This is a genomic window from Neorhizobium sp. SOG26 (assembly GCF_003491345.1).
Lineage (GTDB): Bacteria > Pseudomonadota > Alphaproteobacteria > Rhizobiales > Rhizobiaceae > Neorhizobium > Neorhizobium turbinariae.
The window spans coordinates 621,040-636,049 of sequence record NZ_CP025512.1 but is presented as its reverse complement, the minus strand read 5'-3'; the positions used below and the strand labels follow the sequence as shown (position 1 = coordinate 636,049).

The 15,010-nt window shown below is 63.6% G+C and carries 15 protein-coding genes and 2 pseudogenes; all 17 read right to left on the bottom strand.

Annotated features, from left to right (window positions below; genetic code table 11):
* Nucleotides 1-131: 131 nt before the first annotated feature.
* Nucleotides 132-590 (bottom strand): cytochrome c-type biogenesis protein, encoded by a 459-nt coding sequence (locus CYG48_RS03135; protein ID WP_118849041.1) that lies wholly within the window; start codon nt 588-590, stop codon nt 132-134.
* Nucleotides 590-2,578, bottom strand: a complete 1,989-nt coding sequence (locus tag CYG48_RS03130) for a heme lyase CcmF/NrfE family subunit (protein WP_118849040.1) — start codon at nt 2,576-2,578, stop codon at nt 590-592. The genes CYG48_RS03135 and CYG48_RS03130 overlap by 1 nt, the downstream gene beginning before the upstream one ends.
* Nucleotides 2,575-3,051, bottom strand: coding sequence for a cytochrome c maturation protein CcmE (gene ccmE, locus CYG48_RS03125; RefSeq protein ID WP_118849039.1), 477 nt, complete (start codon nt 3,049-3,051; stop codon nt 2,575-2,577). The genes CYG48_RS03130 and ccmE overlap by 4 nt, the downstream gene beginning before the upstream one ends.
* The gene (gene ccmI, locus CYG48_RS03120; RefSeq protein ID WP_118849038.1) at nt 3,048-4,199 is read right to left on the bottom strand and encodes a c-type cytochrome biogenesis protein CcmI; all 1,152 of its coding nucleotides are present in this window, start codon (nt 4,197-4,199) and stop codon (nt 3,048-3,050) included. The genes ccmE and ccmI overlap by 4 nt, the downstream gene beginning before the upstream one ends.
* A 159-nt stretch (nt 4,200-4,358) precedes the next feature.
* Nucleotides 4,359-4,790, bottom strand: a complete 432-nt coding sequence (locus tag CYG48_RS03115) for a hypothetical protein (protein WP_118849037.1) — start codon at nt 4,788-4,790, stop codon at nt 4,359-4,361.
* Nucleotides 4,791-5,029: 239 nt separating this feature from the next.
* Nucleotides 5,030-6,466: a sensor histidine kinase gene (locus CYG48_RS03110; RefSeq protein WP_118849036.1), complete on the bottom strand. Its 1,437-nt coding sequence runs from the start codon at nt 6,464-6,466 to the stop codon at nt 5,030-5,032.
* Nucleotides 6,456-7,127: a response regulator transcription factor gene (locus CYG48_RS03105; RefSeq protein ID WP_118849035.1), complete on the bottom strand. Its 672-nt coding sequence runs from the start codon at nt 7,125-7,127 to the stop codon at nt 6,456-6,458. Before CYG48_RS03105 ends, CYG48_RS03110 begins: the two co-directional genes overlap by 11 nt.
* A 50-nt stretch (nt 7,128-7,177) precedes the next feature.
* Nucleotides 7,178-7,444 (bottom strand): hypothetical protein, encoded by a 267-nt coding sequence (locus CYG48_RS03100; protein ID WP_118849034.1) that lies wholly within the window; start codon nt 7,442-7,444, stop codon nt 7,178-7,180.
* A 115-nt stretch (nt 7,445-7,559) separates the two neighbouring features.
* A complete protein-coding gene (locus CYG48_RS03095; RefSeq protein ID WP_118851468.1) occupies nt 7,560-7,772 on the bottom strand; it encodes a hypothetical protein in 213 nt (70 codons plus the stop codon).
* A gap of 15 nt (nt 7,773-7,787) precedes the next feature.
* Nucleotides 7,788-10,616 (bottom strand): annotated as a pseudogene (locus tag CYG48_RS03090) (baseplate multidomain protein megatron); the annotation flags it as partial.
* 131 nt (nt 10,617-10,747) lie between these two features.
* On the bottom strand, nt 10,748-11,080 hold the full coding sequence (locus tag CYG48_RS03085) for a phage head closure protein (RefSeq protein ID WP_445304317.1): 333 nt from the start codon (nt 11,078-11,080) through the stop codon (nt 10,748-10,750).
* Entirely contained in the window at nt 11,080-11,649 is a 570-nt protein-coding gene (locus CYG48_RS03080) for a head-tail connector protein (protein ID WP_118849032.1), read from the bottom strand. The genes CYG48_RS03085 and CYG48_RS03080 overlap by 1 nt, the downstream gene beginning before the upstream one ends.
* Nucleotides 11,650-11,954: 305 nt before the next feature.
* Nucleotides 11,955-13,247, bottom strand: coding sequence for a phage major capsid protein (locus tag CYG48_RS03075; RefSeq protein ID WP_118849031.1), 1,293 nt, complete (start codon nt 13,245-13,247; stop codon nt 11,955-11,957).
* On the bottom strand, nt 13,244-13,849 hold the full coding sequence (locus CYG48_RS03070; RefSeq protein ID WP_118849030.1) for an HK97 family phage prohead protease: 606 nt from the start codon (nt 13,847-13,849) through the stop codon (nt 13,244-13,246). The genes CYG48_RS03075 and CYG48_RS03070 overlap by 4 nt, the downstream gene beginning before the upstream one ends.
* A 33-nt stretch (nt 13,850-13,882) precedes the next feature.
* Nucleotides 13,883-14,229 (bottom strand): annotated as a pseudogene (locus CYG48_RS03065) (DUF6107 family protein).
* A 193-nt stretch (nt 14,230-14,422) separates the two neighbouring features.
* Complete coding sequence (locus CYG48_RS03060; RefSeq protein WP_118849029.1) at nt 14,423-14,728, bottom strand: type II toxin-antitoxin system RelE/ParE family toxin; 306 nt, start codon at nt 14,726-14,728, stop codon at nt 14,423-14,425.
* A complete protein-coding gene (locus tag CYG48_RS03055) occupies nt 14,725-15,006 on the bottom strand; it encodes a CopG family ribbon-helix-helix protein (RefSeq protein ID WP_118851466.1) in 282 nt (93 codons plus the stop codon). The genes CYG48_RS03060 and CYG48_RS03055 overlap by 4 nt, the downstream gene beginning before the upstream one ends.
* Between the last annotated feature and the right edge of the window lie 4 nt (nt 15,007-15,010).

Sequence of the window (15,010 nt, the reverse complement as noted above, 5' to 3'; positions counted from 1 at the left end):
TACCTAACCTTCTTATCTTCTGTCATCTGTGTGGCCGGAGGTCCGGCGGGCGGTGGATGACGAGAGATATAGGAGCGGTCAGGTTAACTGCACGTGGCGGCAGGATGAAATCTTTGTAATGTTCGAGGACGCTACTTTTCGAGAAGCTCGTCGAGGCGCGCCTGCTCTTCCGGCGTCAATGCGGCAACCGCGCGCTGGCGCGGCCGTGAGCGAACGTAGACGGACATCGCAACAGCGCCGCCCAACAGGAGCAGCACCGGCGTCGCCCACAAAATGATCGTCTTGGCGCTCATCCGCGGGTTAAGCAGCACAAACTCGCCATAACGCGACACCACGTAGTCGATCACCTGTTCGTCGCTGTCGCCATTGCTCAGTCGCTCGCGAACGAGGACACGCAGGTCACGGGCGAGTTCCGCATTGGAATCATCGATCGACTGGTTCTGGCAGACCATGCAGCGCAGTTGCGCCGAGAGGTTCCGTGCCCGCTGCTCCAGAACAGGGTCGGCCAGCACCTCGTCAGGATTGACGGCCATCGCCGAAAGCGGCGCGAAGATCGACAGCATCAATGCCAGGAGCATGCCACGCCACATCACTCGGCCGCCTCCAGCACTGGCTTCACCGCCCGCGCCTTGCGGTTCGGCGCGCCCACCCGCAAGCGACGGTCAGACAGCGAGACGAATCCGCCAAGCATCATGATCAACGCCCCACCCCAGATGCACAGGATGAACGGCTTCCACCAGATGCGCACCACCATGCCGCCGCCTTCCATCGCGTCACCCAAGGACACGTAAAGCTGGCTGAGGCCAAACGTCAGAATGCCCGCTTCCGTGGTCGGCATGCGGCGGGCGGTATAAAGCCGCTTCGACGACCATGTGTCGCCCACCGTTGCCCCACCCTTGCGCACGGTAAAGTGCCCGCGCTGCTCGGTGTAGTTCGGGCCGACTGCGTCACGCATGCCGTCATAGGTCAGCACGTATCCGCCGGCATTTGCCGTCTGGCCCTGCTTCATCTCCACCACGGTTTCGGTGCCGAAGGTGGTCGCGGCGAAAATACCGAGCACGGTCACGCCAAGCCCGAAATGCGCAATCGCCGTCCCGAAAACGGAGCGCGGTAGCCCGGCAAGCCTCTTGAAACCGACGCTCACGCCCACCTTGGAAAAGTTGCCGCGGTACCAAAGGTCGGCAATGGCGCCGAACATGCCCCAGAAACCGAGCGCCAGCCCGAAGATCGCCATCACTGGCCCGCCATTGTGGATGTAGAAGAAGGCGAGACCGGCAAATAGCGAGAGCCCGGCAAACACATAGAGCCGCTGCAGCGCGCCAAGCAAATCGCCACGCTTCCACGCCAGCATCGGCCCGAACGGCACGGCCACCAGAAGCGGCAGCATCAACAGCCCGAAGGTCATGTTGAAGAAGGGCGCACCGACCGAGATCTTTTCGCCCGTCAGTGTCTCGAGGATCAGCGGATAAAGCGTGCCGATCAGCACGGTTGCGGTCGCCACCGTCAGGATCAGGTTGTTGAGCACCAGCGATCCCTCGCGCGAGATCGGAGCAAACAGACCGCCTGCCTTCAGCATCGGCGCCCGCCATGCAAACAACGCAAACGCGCCGCCAATGAAGATCGCCAGGATGCAGAGGATGAAGATGCCGCGCGCCGGGTCCGTCGCGAAGGAATGAACCGAGGTCAGCACGCCAGAACGCACGAGGAAGGTCCCGAGCAGCGAGAGCGAGAATGTCATGATCGCCAGCAGCACAGTCCAGATCTTCAGCGCCTCGCGCTTTTCCATCACCAGCGCGGAATGCAGAAGTGCGGTGCCGGCAAGCCAAGGCATGAAGGAGGCGTTCTCGACCGGGTCCCAGAACCACCAGCCGCCCCAGCCGAGCTCGTAATAGGCCCAGTAGGAGCCCATCGCGATCCCCGCCGTCAGGAAGGTCCAGGCGGCCAGCGTCCACGGCCGCACCCAGCGCGCCCAGGCTGCATCGATGCGCCCTTCAATCAGCGCTGCAACGGCAAACGAGAAACAGACCGAAAAGCCGACATAACCGAGGTAAAGCAGCGGCGGATGCACCGCGAGCCCCAGGTCCTGCAGGACCGGGTTGAGGTCCTGGCCTTCCGCGGGCGCCGGTTGAAGCCGCAAAAACGGATTGGACGACAGCAGGATGAACAGCAAAAAGGCGACCGAAATCCACGCCTGCACCGCCAGCACATTGGCCCGCAGCGTTTCCGGCAGGTTGCGGCCAAAGACGGCCACAAGCGCACTGAAGAAAACCAGGATCAGCAGCCACAGCAGCATCGATCCTTCGTGGTTGCCCCACACGCCCGAATATTTGTAGATCAGCGGCATCAGCGAATGGGAATTCTCCCACACGTTCTGCACCGAGAAGTCGGAAACGACATAGGCCCAGGTGAGCGAGGCGAAGGACAGCGCCACCAGCGCAAACAGCGTCAGCGAACCGGTCGAGGCTAGCCCCATCATTGCCATGTCACCGCGTCTTGCGCCAATCACCGGCAGCGTCGAGACGATCAGCGCGGTGGCGAGCGCCAGAACCAGTGCATAATGGCCGAGTTCGATGATCAATTCGTCATCCCCTTGCCGGTGCCCTGAGCATTTTCGTCGGCGTCCTTCCAGGTCCCGTCGGCCTTCAGCCGGTCGGCGACCTCCTTCGGCATATAGTTCTCGTCATGCTTGGCGAGCACGCTGTCGGCCACGAAATTGCGGGAGGTGGGCTCGAAGCTGCCTTCCGTCACCACGCCCTGGCCTTCGCGAAACAGGTCCGGCAGAAGACCGCTGTAGGTTACCGGCACGCTGCCGGTCCCGTCCGTCACGGTAAAACTTACCGTGGAGCCCTGCCCGCGCTTCACCGAGCCTTCAGCCACCAGGCCGCCAAGACGAATGCGCGTACCCGGCTTGATATCGGCAGTCGCAAGATCGGCCGGCATGAAGAAGTAAGCGACCGACTGGCTGAAGGCGAACATCACCAGCAGCACCGCCATAAGAATAAAGCTCATGCCGCCGGCAATCACCGCAAGCCGTTTCTGTTTGCGCGTCATTGCATCGTTCCTTCCACGGCAAGCCCGATCTCGTTGGCCAGCGCCACCAGTTCACCTGAAGAGGGAAACTGCTTCAGGCCGCTTTTCAGCGCTTCCTGCGCCTTGTCCCGCTCGCCGAGCACAGAATAGGATCGCACCAGCCGCAGCCAGCCTTCCAGATTGTCGGGATCTTCCTTCAGCCGCGCCGCAAGCCCATCAACCATGCCGCGGATCATCGCCTGCCGGTCACCCTGGTTCAGGTTCGCAGCTGCCGCGACATCCTCCTGGCTGGGGTCGCCAAGCGCCTTCTCCGGCGAAGCCGTTTGCGGCGCGTTCTTGCCCGCCACGGCCGTCCCGCCATTTTTGGTGATGTGCTGGTTCACCAGTTCCATCCACGGCGCGTCGGCGGGTGATTCCTTGGCAATCGCTTCGAAAGCCGCGAGCGCTTCCGTCCGCCGGCCCGCCTGCTCATGGCTCAGCCCGACATAAAAGCGCGGGCGTGGATTGGCCGGATCGAGCTTCGCCGCGTCTTCGAAGGCGAGCCGCGCATCCTCCGTCACGATGCCATCGTTTGCCGCGACCAGCGTTTCGCCAAGCCCAGCAAGCCGCGCCGGATTGGTGCCAAGGATGCGGATCGCATTGCGGTAAGCCATTTCTGCATCGCCGAGCCGCATTGAGCGGAAATAGATCGGCGCCAGCAGGTCCCAGCCGGCACCATCATTCGGGTTCTGCGCCAGGTGCCGCTCGGCCTTGGCCACCAGCAGCGCGATGTTGTTGCCTGGATTGGCAAGTCGCGCTTCAAGCGGCTGGTCCGGCATCCCCGGGTTGCCAAGCAGCAGGTAAAGACAGAGCCCGATTGCCGGCGGTACCACCGTCACGACCATGGCCGGGTAACCAATCTTGCGCGGTCCCGCACCTTGCGAAGCCTCGTTTCCGGCATCGGCGGCGGCCAGCAGTCGCCGACCGATCTCGGCGCGGGCATATTCCGCCTGCTCCGCTTCGATCAGCCCCTGCGCGCGATCGCGCTCAAGTTCCTTCAACTGGTCGCGGTAAACAGCGATCTCACCAGCGCGGTCGGCGCCCGCCGATCTTGCACCGCGGGCAAGCGATAGGATGAGGACTGCCGCAACGGCTGCCGTCAGAGCTGCGAGGACGATCCATAAAAGCATAATGGCCCATTACTGCAACGGCCGGCGCTTTCCAACTGCGGCGCTGCGGTTGACGCGAATTTGAGGCGTTTCGCCGCAACCAATCGCGGGACTTCCATTTTCGCGATGCTTATGAGGCTTCAAATCCGGCAAAGCCATGACGTAAGTCAATTGGTCGCGCTAGATGAGTGGCGACCATGTCCCATCCGTATTGCGGCAGGCTGCGCCGCGCGCCACCACTTCCTTGCCACCGACGGTCACCGTATGCCGGTACTGCCGGCAGTTCTGCGTCCCGACTTGGTAAGGCGCGTTGGCAACGACTTCGCCATCGGCGTTGCGCCCTTTCCAGGGGGTGGCGCGGCCGGGGGCTGCGTCTTCCAGCGCCCGGTATTCGGCCTCCAGCGCCCTGGAACGATCGCTTTCCGATAATGTCGCGCCGGTACGGCCGATGATGCCGCCCTGCAAAGCAGAGATATAGGATGCCGAAGGTGACGGGCGTGGAGACAGGAGCCCTCGCGGCCCGCTGCCACCCGTGGATGCGGTGGTGCAGCCAGCCAGAACCGATGCCGCCATCAGCAGCACTCCGATATGCCCGTAGTTCAATCTCTGCATCTTAGATGTCGCCCCAGCCATCATTCCGGAATCGTTGATGAGACTGCTCCTGTCCCGCAATGGCATCATTAAGGCATCTTTGGCAAAACACGAGAATCTGGCGATCATCAGCCCCTGTCGTCGCTCCGCGCGTCCCGCGCGGCCTCAGGTTCAAAGATATAGCAGGCTTCGCTTGCGTCCACATCCGGCAGGCACGAATGCGCCGTTGTTGCCGCCCCGCCACAGTTCGCGCCGCCACCTTACGAATGCGCAACATCCTTGGTCACCGCCGGCAGGGTGAGCCTTGCCCTCAGGCCGCCCCGTTCGCCGCGCGAAAGCTCCAGCGCGCCCTGGTATTCGGTGGCGATCTCGCGCACGATGGAAAGGCCAAGGCCCGCACCCGGCTTGCTTTCATCAAGCCGCCGTCCCCGCTTCAGTGCCTCGCGGATTTCATCGGGCTCCAGGCCCGGTCCATCGTCCTCGACGGCCATCTCGATCCAGGGCCGGCGTGCGCTGTCGCCTTCCGCCCCCGCTGGCGCGGATCCCGGCACCGCCGTCACCCAGACAGCCGTCTTGCAGAATTTCGCGGCATTCTCGAGCAGGTTGCCGATGGTTTCCTCCACGTCCTGCTGCTCCATCGCAAGGCCGATGCCCTGCGGCGCCACATAAAGGTGGAACTCCTTGTCTGGGTTCAGCCGTCTCATCACGCGCACCAGCCGTTCCAGCACCGGCTCCACTTCCGTGCGCGCCAACAGGGAATCCCGCTGGGCGGCAATGCGCGCCCGGTTCAGATAAGACTGCACCTGCGACTGCATGCCTTCCGCCTGCGAGCGCACGAGGTCCGACTGGACCTTTTCCACCGCGCGGGACTCGTTCAGCAGCACCGCAATCGGTGTCTTCAGCGAATGCGCGAGATTACCGACCTGCATTCGGGCCCGCTCGATGATCCGCCGATTGCTTTCGATCAGTGCATTGATGTCGTTCGCCAAGGGCATGATTTCGCGGGGGAATTGTCCCTCCACCCGCTCCACCTCGCCACGCCGCACCCGATCCAGCGCACGTCGTGCGCCGTCCAGCGGCTGCAGCCCGTAAAGTATCGCCAAGCCGTTCACGATCAGGCTGCCCAGGCCGAACACGGCCAGGGCTATGTAGAGGCTACGTGAGAAGGTCTGGATGTCCTCCTCGACAACCGAGAGGTTGCCGGACACCCGGAAACGCGCCGCGCGTCCCTCGCCGTCCAGCACCACCTCGGTCTCGGCCACCAGCACGTTGTTACCGTAAGCGTCGGTCGCGTTGTAGAAGCGCTCGTAGCGATTGTTGAAGGGCACCGCGAGGATCGACGGCACGCTGATATTGGAGGTCCCCAGCGATGACGACGAAAGTGGCCGCGCAGCGAATGTCCCGAGCGGCTCGATGATCCAGTACCATCCGGTCTCCGGCTGCGAGAACCTGAGGTCGCCCAACTGCGGGCTGCCGGAAAGCTGGTTGTCGTCGCCGATCGTGATCGAGTTGATGACGTTGTAGAGTTGCGCCCGCAGCAGGTCGGTGAAAGCGCGTTCGGCAGACTGGCGGTAAAGCTGCGAGATGACGATCGAGATCACCACCAGCGCCAGCGCCGACCACAACGTGGCCAGCAGCAGCACCCGGGCGGTGAGCGAGCTCGGCCCGAGCTTCAGGCGCGGAAGCCTATTGCGCATTGGTGGGAGCTTGCATCCGGTAACCGAGGCCGCGAACCGTTTCGATGAGGTCGACGCCCAGCTTCTTGCGAAGCCGGCCCACGAAGACCTCGATCGTATTGGAGTCGCGGTCGAAGTCCTGGTCATACATGTGCTCCACCAGTTCGGTGCGTGAAACCACCTGGCCCATGTGGTGCATCAGGTAGGAGAGCAGACGGAATTCGTGCGAGGTAAGTTTCAGTTGCACCCCATCCACCGTCGCCTTGGAGGCCTTGGTGTCGAGCTTCACCGGCCCGCACACGATCTCGGAGGAGGAATGACCGGCCGCCCGGCGGATCAGCGCCCGAACCCGGGCCAGCACTTCTTCGACATGGAAGGGCTTGGCGACATAGTCGTCGGCGCCGGCATCGATACCCGCCACCTTGTCGCTCCAGCGGTCGCGCGCCGTCAGCATCAGCACCGGCATGCCCTTGCCTTCCGCACGCCATTTCTCGACGACCGTAATGCCGTCAATCACCGGAAGGCCGATGTCGAGGATCACGGCGTCATAAGGCTCGGTGTCGCCGAGGTAATGCCCTTCCTCGCCGTCAAACGCCTGATCAACGACGTAGCCCTGTTCCTTCAGGGCGTCGGAAAGCTGCCTGTTGAGATTGACGTCGTCTTCGACAACCAGAATGCGCATGCACCGCCCCTCAAATTCACTATGCCGGCCTAGAACCTGCGTTGCCCACCTTACATGGGAACCCTGACAGTAACCTTGCGCGGTCGCTGCTTGCCATCGCCCTGCACCAGGACCGTGACGACGCAAGTCTGGCCATCAGCCGAGGGTTGGGCAGACAGCAACTGCCCGCCGGTCTCGCGCACCACGCGGGTCGCTGCCGATCCACAGTCACCCGCGACAAAAACGAGGTAGTCGAGTGCGTGGGCACGGTCCGGCTGCACACCAACCGAAGCGGCTATGCCGGCGGCCAGTATTGCGATAATCGGCAGTCGCGCCATAGCTACCTTTTCCACTCAACGTACGACAGGATTCAGATGCAAAGCATGTGATGGATTATGTATCCAACGGCTGCTGAATGGCAAATGAATGCTTGGTAGGGCCAAGTAACTCAGCTTATTTTCCCCTGATTCCACTATCGGCTACAATCCGGCCATAGATCGCCAGAAGTCCTCCGACAACGCCAGCTGAAGTCACGATAAGTTCAACGAGATCGGCCTGCACATCCGGACCGAGTTGAAGTCCGGCGACCTGCAGCAAGGATGCTGCGACGGCGATCAATGCGCCCCAGACGGTCTTTGACCGGTACCAATGTTTTGTATCATCCATGCTCATGCTCCCTTGTTAATCCTCGACGATGACAATGGTTTCAGCTGGAATGCCGAGAGGCACAGCCCGACCCAGCTGCCTCACCCTCAGCGAAAGGCTCGCCTGCGGCTCGCCGAAGTCCGCCAGTTCGTCCGATGCCGGGTACACAAATAGGGGCTCCGCCACCTCCGCCGTCCGCTTCACTGCCGTCCCCTCCAGCAGTTCCACGCGGTACCGCTCGTCCGGTTCATCGAGCGGGATGTCCGAGCCGTCCCAGCTATCGCCCTCCAGCCGGCTGCGCCGCTTCCATGTGATCTCGATGTCACCGCTCCCCAGTCGTTGCGCACGAAGATGCACCGGCGCCAGTGGCGTCTCGGCACGCAGCCCACCGGCAAAGACATGCGGACCAGATCGGCCGCCTGCCGGACCCAGGCTTTCGACGATCCAGTTGAGGCTGCGGCCACGTTCCTCCGGCAACAACCCCAGCGGAACGACCGCCTCGTCCAGCACCACGACGGGAGCGCCAACCGCGGCCCCGGCGCCCATCGCGTCCTCGGTCCCGGCAAGAGCACGCAACAGCCGCGTCAGCCGCCAGCGGTTCGGCGCGACTTCCTCGGCATCGACGAACCCGATGATCTCCCAGACGCCGTTTTCCGCCTTCACCGCCAGGCGGTTCTCGCCATTCAGCACCGCGAGCTCTGCCGCCGAAGACAGGCCTCCGAAATAAAGATCCAGCTCGATCGCGTTGACCTCATCGAACATGCCCGTCACGCCACCCGTCAGCGCCGACGTCAGGACACCCACGCGCGCCGGCCGCTCGATCGTGGTGCGGGTGCGATATCCTTCCGTCGTGATCGATGACGACACCGCCATGCGCCTCCACGGCCGGCAGAAGCCTGCGATGCGGGCAAAGCTCGCCGCCTCGCCTGAATAGAGGCGCGGCAGGTCGAGGAAATGCAGCACCGGCGCAAAGCCCTCGGGGCCATTGCCGCCGCCATTGCGGCGAAGCACCGGTCGCCCGCGATTGACCGGAGCAAGCGGCGCATGATGGCGCGCCTCGACGCGTCGCGCACTTGCTTCCTCGACCCGCTCGACGATGAAGACCCCGTCCGGATTGGCCGCCTCTGGCAGGTCAAGCCGCACCGCATCCCCGGGCTCCAGCGTAATCTCCGCCGGCGACATGGCGAAACTGATCGTCCGCCGTCCCAGGCGTTGCGCGCGCAACAGCGTCTCGGCTGCTTCCAGCGACAGGTCCTCCGGCAGCACCGCCGGCAGGTCGTAGGAGAGCGTGCGGCGGCTCGGGCCGGCAGCGCGACGGGAGCGGCTGCTCGACTGCTCATAATCCAGTACCGGATTATAAGCGGTCAGCACCGCTTCTGCCGCAAAGTCGCTGTCATGCCCCCGGCTTTCCGACCAGAGCGGCTCGTCCTCGTTATCCGCCACCACCGAAACCAGCTTCGGCGCCAGGCTTGCCTTCAGCCGCGAGCGGAAAGTCAGCCGCCCCGCCTCCTCGGCCACGTCCACCTGAAACACCTCCAGCAGCGGTTCGAGCAGCGCACGCGCCGAGGTCACCTCGCCCTGGACATAACCGTTCAGGTCGCCACTCACCTGCGACACGTCGAAATCATCAAAACCATGTTCGCGAAGGATCGCCGCAATCGTATCGCCAAGCGTCGTTGACCCGAGGCGCCCGGAGAGCCAGTGACCGGTTTGCCAGTTGTCGCCGTCCGCCCACAGATCGACATTGTTCGGAAAGGCCGGCTGCGGCCGCGCATCCCAGGTCCAGACAAAAACGTGGCCCGGGTCCACCATGCCCGCCGGCGCATCTTCCCCCTGCCACCACAGGTGGTGCGCCTCGAGGAAGCGCCGCTGCATGCTGTCGTTGCGGCCGCCGCCCGAAAAGTAAGGCACCGCGCTTTCGGCAGACTTCGGATCGACGAAGACGTTCGGCTGGTTTGCACCCTTGTCGATCGCTGGGCAACCTAGCTCGGTAAACCAGATCGGCTTCATGCCGGGCAGCCAACCCGTCGGCGCCACATGTTCGGCACCACCGGACCGATCATAGTGCCGGTTCGACCACCAGCCATGCAGGTCCTTGTAGCGAAACACCCAGGGCTTGTTCGCCAGCCCGTCGGTAATCGGCGAGCGCGTGCGGCTCAGCCTCGCTTCCTCGCTCGCGTAATACCAGTCGAAACCCTCGCCGGCGCTGATCTGGCCCTGCATCGCCGCGACATCATCCGGCACGCGAAACCCATCGGGATTGACCGCGCCCAGATCCTCGTCGCGCCAGTCCGCCAGCGGCACGTAGTTGTCGATCCCGACGGCATCGATGTCCGGCGAAGCCCAGAGCGGGTCGAGATGAAAGAACACGTCACCCGAACCATGCTGCGGATGGTAGCCGAAATATTCGCTCCAGTCGGCACCATAGGTCAGCTTCGGCTCCGGTCCCATCACCGCCCGCACCTCTGCCGCCAGATCCACCAGCGCCTGCACGAAGGGAAAGACATTCTCCTCGTCGCGCAATTGCGTCAGGCCCCGCAGTTCGGAACCGATAATGAAGCCGTCGACCCCGCCAGCCGCTGTCGCGAGCGCTGAATAATGCAGCACCATGCGGCGATACCCTTCTGCTCCATCCGTGAACGCAGCGATTTGGTCCGCGACGGCCGCCGTCCCGTCGTCCGACACGGGGAAGCAGGTAATACGTCCGCGCCACGGATAAGCCGCCTGCTCCTCGCCACCATAGGGATCCGGCAGCCCGTTGCCCGGCGGAATGTCCATCATCATGAAGGGGTAAAGGTAGATCTTCAGCCCGCGCGCCTTGAGGTCGGCGATCGCCTGCATCACGCTCGCATCGCTCGTCGTGCCGAAGAGGATGCAGGGCAGTTGCGGGCGCGGCAGCAACCGGTCGCGTATGCCTTCCGCACCGACGAGCGCCGCGACCGCCGGATCGCTCGAAAGCGTCTGGTGAATTGCCGCCAGAAGCGCGTTCATCGCCGTCATCGGGCCTTCTCCTCGCACTGGCAAACGAGATAGCGCTCAGTCTCGTCCGGATCGCGCACCAGCTTCACCACGAACACCCGCTCGCCCTTGCGCAACCGTTGCCCGGCCTGGATGTCCTGGCGAAACCGCATCCAAACCCGGTGCGTGATCGTGCCCGTTTCGGCACCCGCGTCCTGCCGCAACTGGAACGACACCGGCTCGATCCGCGCCCAAAGCGAGGCCGCCTCGGTCCAGGTGGTGGTCGCCCCGCCCTGTCCGTCCGGCGTGGCGGTCGCCGTCTCCAGGCTCAGCCTCGCGGTCAGCTGGCCTGGATCAAAGAAGACCACCATCAGAGCCTCCGCATCCGGAACGGTGCGATCAGCCGCTCGTAGCCGTCTGGTACACCTGCCGGCTGCTGGTCCGCCGAGAGCACGCCACGGAACGCAAACATATGTGCCACATGGATCGTCATCGCCCGTTTCAGCGTATCGGGCACATCCGTCGCCGCCTCGCCGAAGCCGGCGGAAAAATCGATCTCGATGCCGTTCAGCGCCTGGCCCGGCGCCGGCGGATGCCGCAGCCAAAGGCGGGCTGGCCGCGCCTGCCCGTCAAGCAGATGATCTTCCAGTGAAACTTCAACCGGAGCGCCGTCGGCATCATAAACCGTAACGGATTGAATCGCTTGCACCGGAGACTTCAGGATCGGAATCACCCCGTCCTTGGGCCAGCCATCGAGATAAAGCCGCCAGCCCTGTGCGATCAGGCAAAGCCCGGTTTCCCGCTCCAGGTGCTCGCGCGCCGTGCGGATCAGCGATGCCAGCAGCGCATCCTCGTCCGCCCCGTCAAGGCGCAGATGCGCCTTCACCTCGGCAAGCGTCAGCGGCTCCGCCACCGGCGGATTGGTTTGTGCATAGGTCATGGAAAAATCCTGGGGGAATAAGGAGCGGGTAAGATCGCCTCACCGGCAATTTCTGACACTTAGCCGAAGCTAAGATGCCGAAATTGCGTCCTCTCCCACATGGGGAGAGGAGCGGTGCGGCGACCTCGGCGGCCAACCCCTCCCTTGGTGGGAGAGGCTTGGGAGTGGTGGCTTGAAGCCAGAAATCGATAAAGTCGATTTCAACGATCGAAGGCCGGAGCGCGTCCCTCGCGACGGCGATCACGATCTTGGCCTTGGCTAAGTCGTAGATTTGCTTGGTGAGGGGGTCGCGCTAGGGGGGGCCCTCAGCTCGCGGCAAACTTCACCAGCTTGATCGCCTCGAAGTTCTGCACACCGCCGCCGACGCGCTTGGTCGTATAGAACAGCACATAGGGCTTGGCCGAATACGGATCGCGCAGGATGCGCACCCCGGCGCGGTCGACCACGAGGTAACCGGAGCGGAAGTCACCGAATGCCACCGAGAGCGAGTTTGCCGCGACATCCGGCATCTCTTCGGCTTCCGCGATCGGGTAACCCATCAGCGAAGCCGGCTGGCCCGCACTTGCCGGCGGTCGCCACAGGTAGTTGCCGTCCGCGTCCTTGAACTTGCGGATGTCGCCCTGCGTCTTGCGGTTCATCATGAAGGTGCCGTTCTGGCGATGCCCGGCCTTCAGCGCATAAACGAGGTCAACCAGCGTGTCGGAAGGACCGGAGGTCTTCCAGGCGCCGGCACTGCCGGTCGCGACATAGCCAATATTGCCCCAGGTCCAGGAGGCGTCGGCCACGGTCGTGTAGGACAGAAAACCCTTCGGCTTGTTGACGCCATCGCCGCGAATGAAGGCGTCGCCTTCCTGTTCGGCAAACACAAGGTCCACCTCGCCCGCCATCCAAGCCTCGATGTCGACCGCCGAGTCGTCCAGCAGCGCCTGCGTCGCCGCCGGCATGGCGTAAAGCTCCATGGTCGGGAAGGAAAGCTCGGCGAGCTGCGGCGTGTTCGTCTGTGGACGGGCCGCGGTTTCCGCCACCCAGCCGGTGGAAAGGCCGGAGGTCGCAAACGGTTTCTTCAGCACCGCCGAAGACACGGTGCGCACCGTGGAAAGCGCGCGCATTGGCGAAACGACCGCAATACGCCGGCCGATCTCCGAGTCGGTCTCCGGCGGCACCAGATAGCCGCCATCAGCGCCCGTCGTCGAAGAGAAAGCCTTGGCCTCCAGCTCGCGCAGGCCCGCCTCCTCGCCACGCCGTACATAGGCGTCAAACGCCGCCTTGTGTTCGGCCGCCTCCGGCGAAAGCTCAGGCCCCCGGCCATGTCCGCCGCCGGAGCCAAGCTGCGGCCGCGCCTTCTTCAAAAGCAGCTGGTCGAGCACCTTCTTCTGGTCATCCATGGCGCGGTTGATGCGGTCCATCTTGTCCCGCGTCACCACGTCGGCGGTCAGCTTCTGCTCGATCTCGCCGAGCCTGCGGTCATTGACATCCTTGAAGGCTTCGAACGCCTCCATGAATTCGTCGAAGGCGGCGGTCACCGTTTCCGGCACCGCCTTCACTTCCGGGGCTGCACTTGGCTCTGCATTGGGCTCTGCACTGGGCACAATCGTCATATCGTCGTTCCTTTGAAGGTTGAGCTCATCATCATCTTCGCTGCCCGCCGCATCTGGCGGACAAGCTCGGTTTCCCGGTCGCGGAAAAAGCGCGCATGCTTGACGTTGGAGACACGCGCCGAAGGCAGCATCGGGAAGGTCACCACCGAGATCTCCCAGAGGTCTGCCTCCAGGATGCGGCGCACGCCCGTCTTGGCGTCGGTGCGGGCACGCACCGTCCGGAAGCCGATCGACAGGCCATCGAGTGCTCCGGACTTCATCAGCGCCAGCACTTCGCGCGAGCGCGCAACGCCTGGCGACAGCACGCCTTCGACATAAAGCCCGCGCTCATCCTCGCGGATCGTCTTCCAGGCGCCGATCGGTTCGTTGGGGTCGTGCTGGAAAAGCATGCGCACGCCCGGCGCACCCCGCTCCACCAGCGAATTGAGGAAAGCCCCGCGCTCGATCCGGTCCTTGCCCAGATCCACCTCGCCAAAGACGCTGGCATAACCGCTGAAGGTCCCGTCGCCGGTGATGCCGGCGAGTTCCAGGTTGGCGAACTTTCGCGCGTTGGGGCGCAAAATCGGACGCGCATGCGGGCGAGGCCCGCGGTAAGCGTGCATTGGCATTCTCCCTGCAATATCCTTGGAAGTTGTTCAGCCGCGGCTGGCGCGGTCACCGTAACGGTCAGCAAGCCGGGCGAGCGCCCCGAGCACCCACCAGGCGCTCAGGCTCGCCGCCGCCGCCCCTGTCAACGTGGTCTCAAGCCGCGACACCTGGCCCGAAATCCCCAGCCAATCGACGAGCCAGATGCCCGTCGGCCCGCCGAAGATCAGCCACAGCTCATGCCGGTCAGGAACCGGCTCGCCGCCTCGCGGCGGCTTTGCGGCAGGAGGTAGATCAGCGACACGCCGGCGCCTGCCGCGGCCCCGATCGCCTTCGCCGCCCACACGCCACCGACGGCACCCGAAAGGGTGCCCGGGTCATTGCCGAGGTCAGCCATTGTTAATCTCTCTTGATTAGGATTTGCGGATAGATCGGCAACTGGCGGTCGCAGCCCCGTCGCGACGGTATCAAATTACCGATTCACTTGAATCGGTTGCGCGCATTTGCTCGTGCAGTGGTTCCGGTTGTTCAGAAACCGGTTCAACAGCTTCAGAAGTCGAAGCAGATCGGGCCGACGTTGCTTTCAAGCCTTAGTCTTCGAACCAATCCTCATCTTCCTCATGGCGCTCTTCTTGCCGTCCATGGCGGATGACGAGGATCATGATCTCGTCCGGGTGAACCTCGTACTCGATCACATAAGGCGGCACGATCAGGACCCGCACGCCACCAGAGCCGGGCTTGACCTTTCCCGCCTCGGGATGCCGCCGCAGCAGCATCTGGGCGTTGCGCAGCTTGCGGCTCAGTTCCCGCGCGGCCGCGATGCTAAACTTGGTCAGGTAGCCCCGCTCAGACCGAATATAGTCCGCGGCCATGGTCGACACGCGGACCTTCTTCATGCAGCGTCTGTCCGCGCACGATCATCCGTGTCCGTCAGGGCGTCCAGTTCGTCCAGAAGGTCATCCATGTCGACGACCTTCCCCTCCTTGATCTCCTGGCGGGCGGTCGCAATCTCCAGCAGTTCTGCTCCCTCCGCCATCAGGTAATATTTCAGCGCCCGCACGATCACCCATGAGCGGCTTCGGTCCGCCGTCTCGGCGATTTTCTGGATGTCTTGAAGAATATCCTGCGGGATGCGTAACGTGATCGGGTCGGACAGCACGGGTTTGTCGCTCATCGGA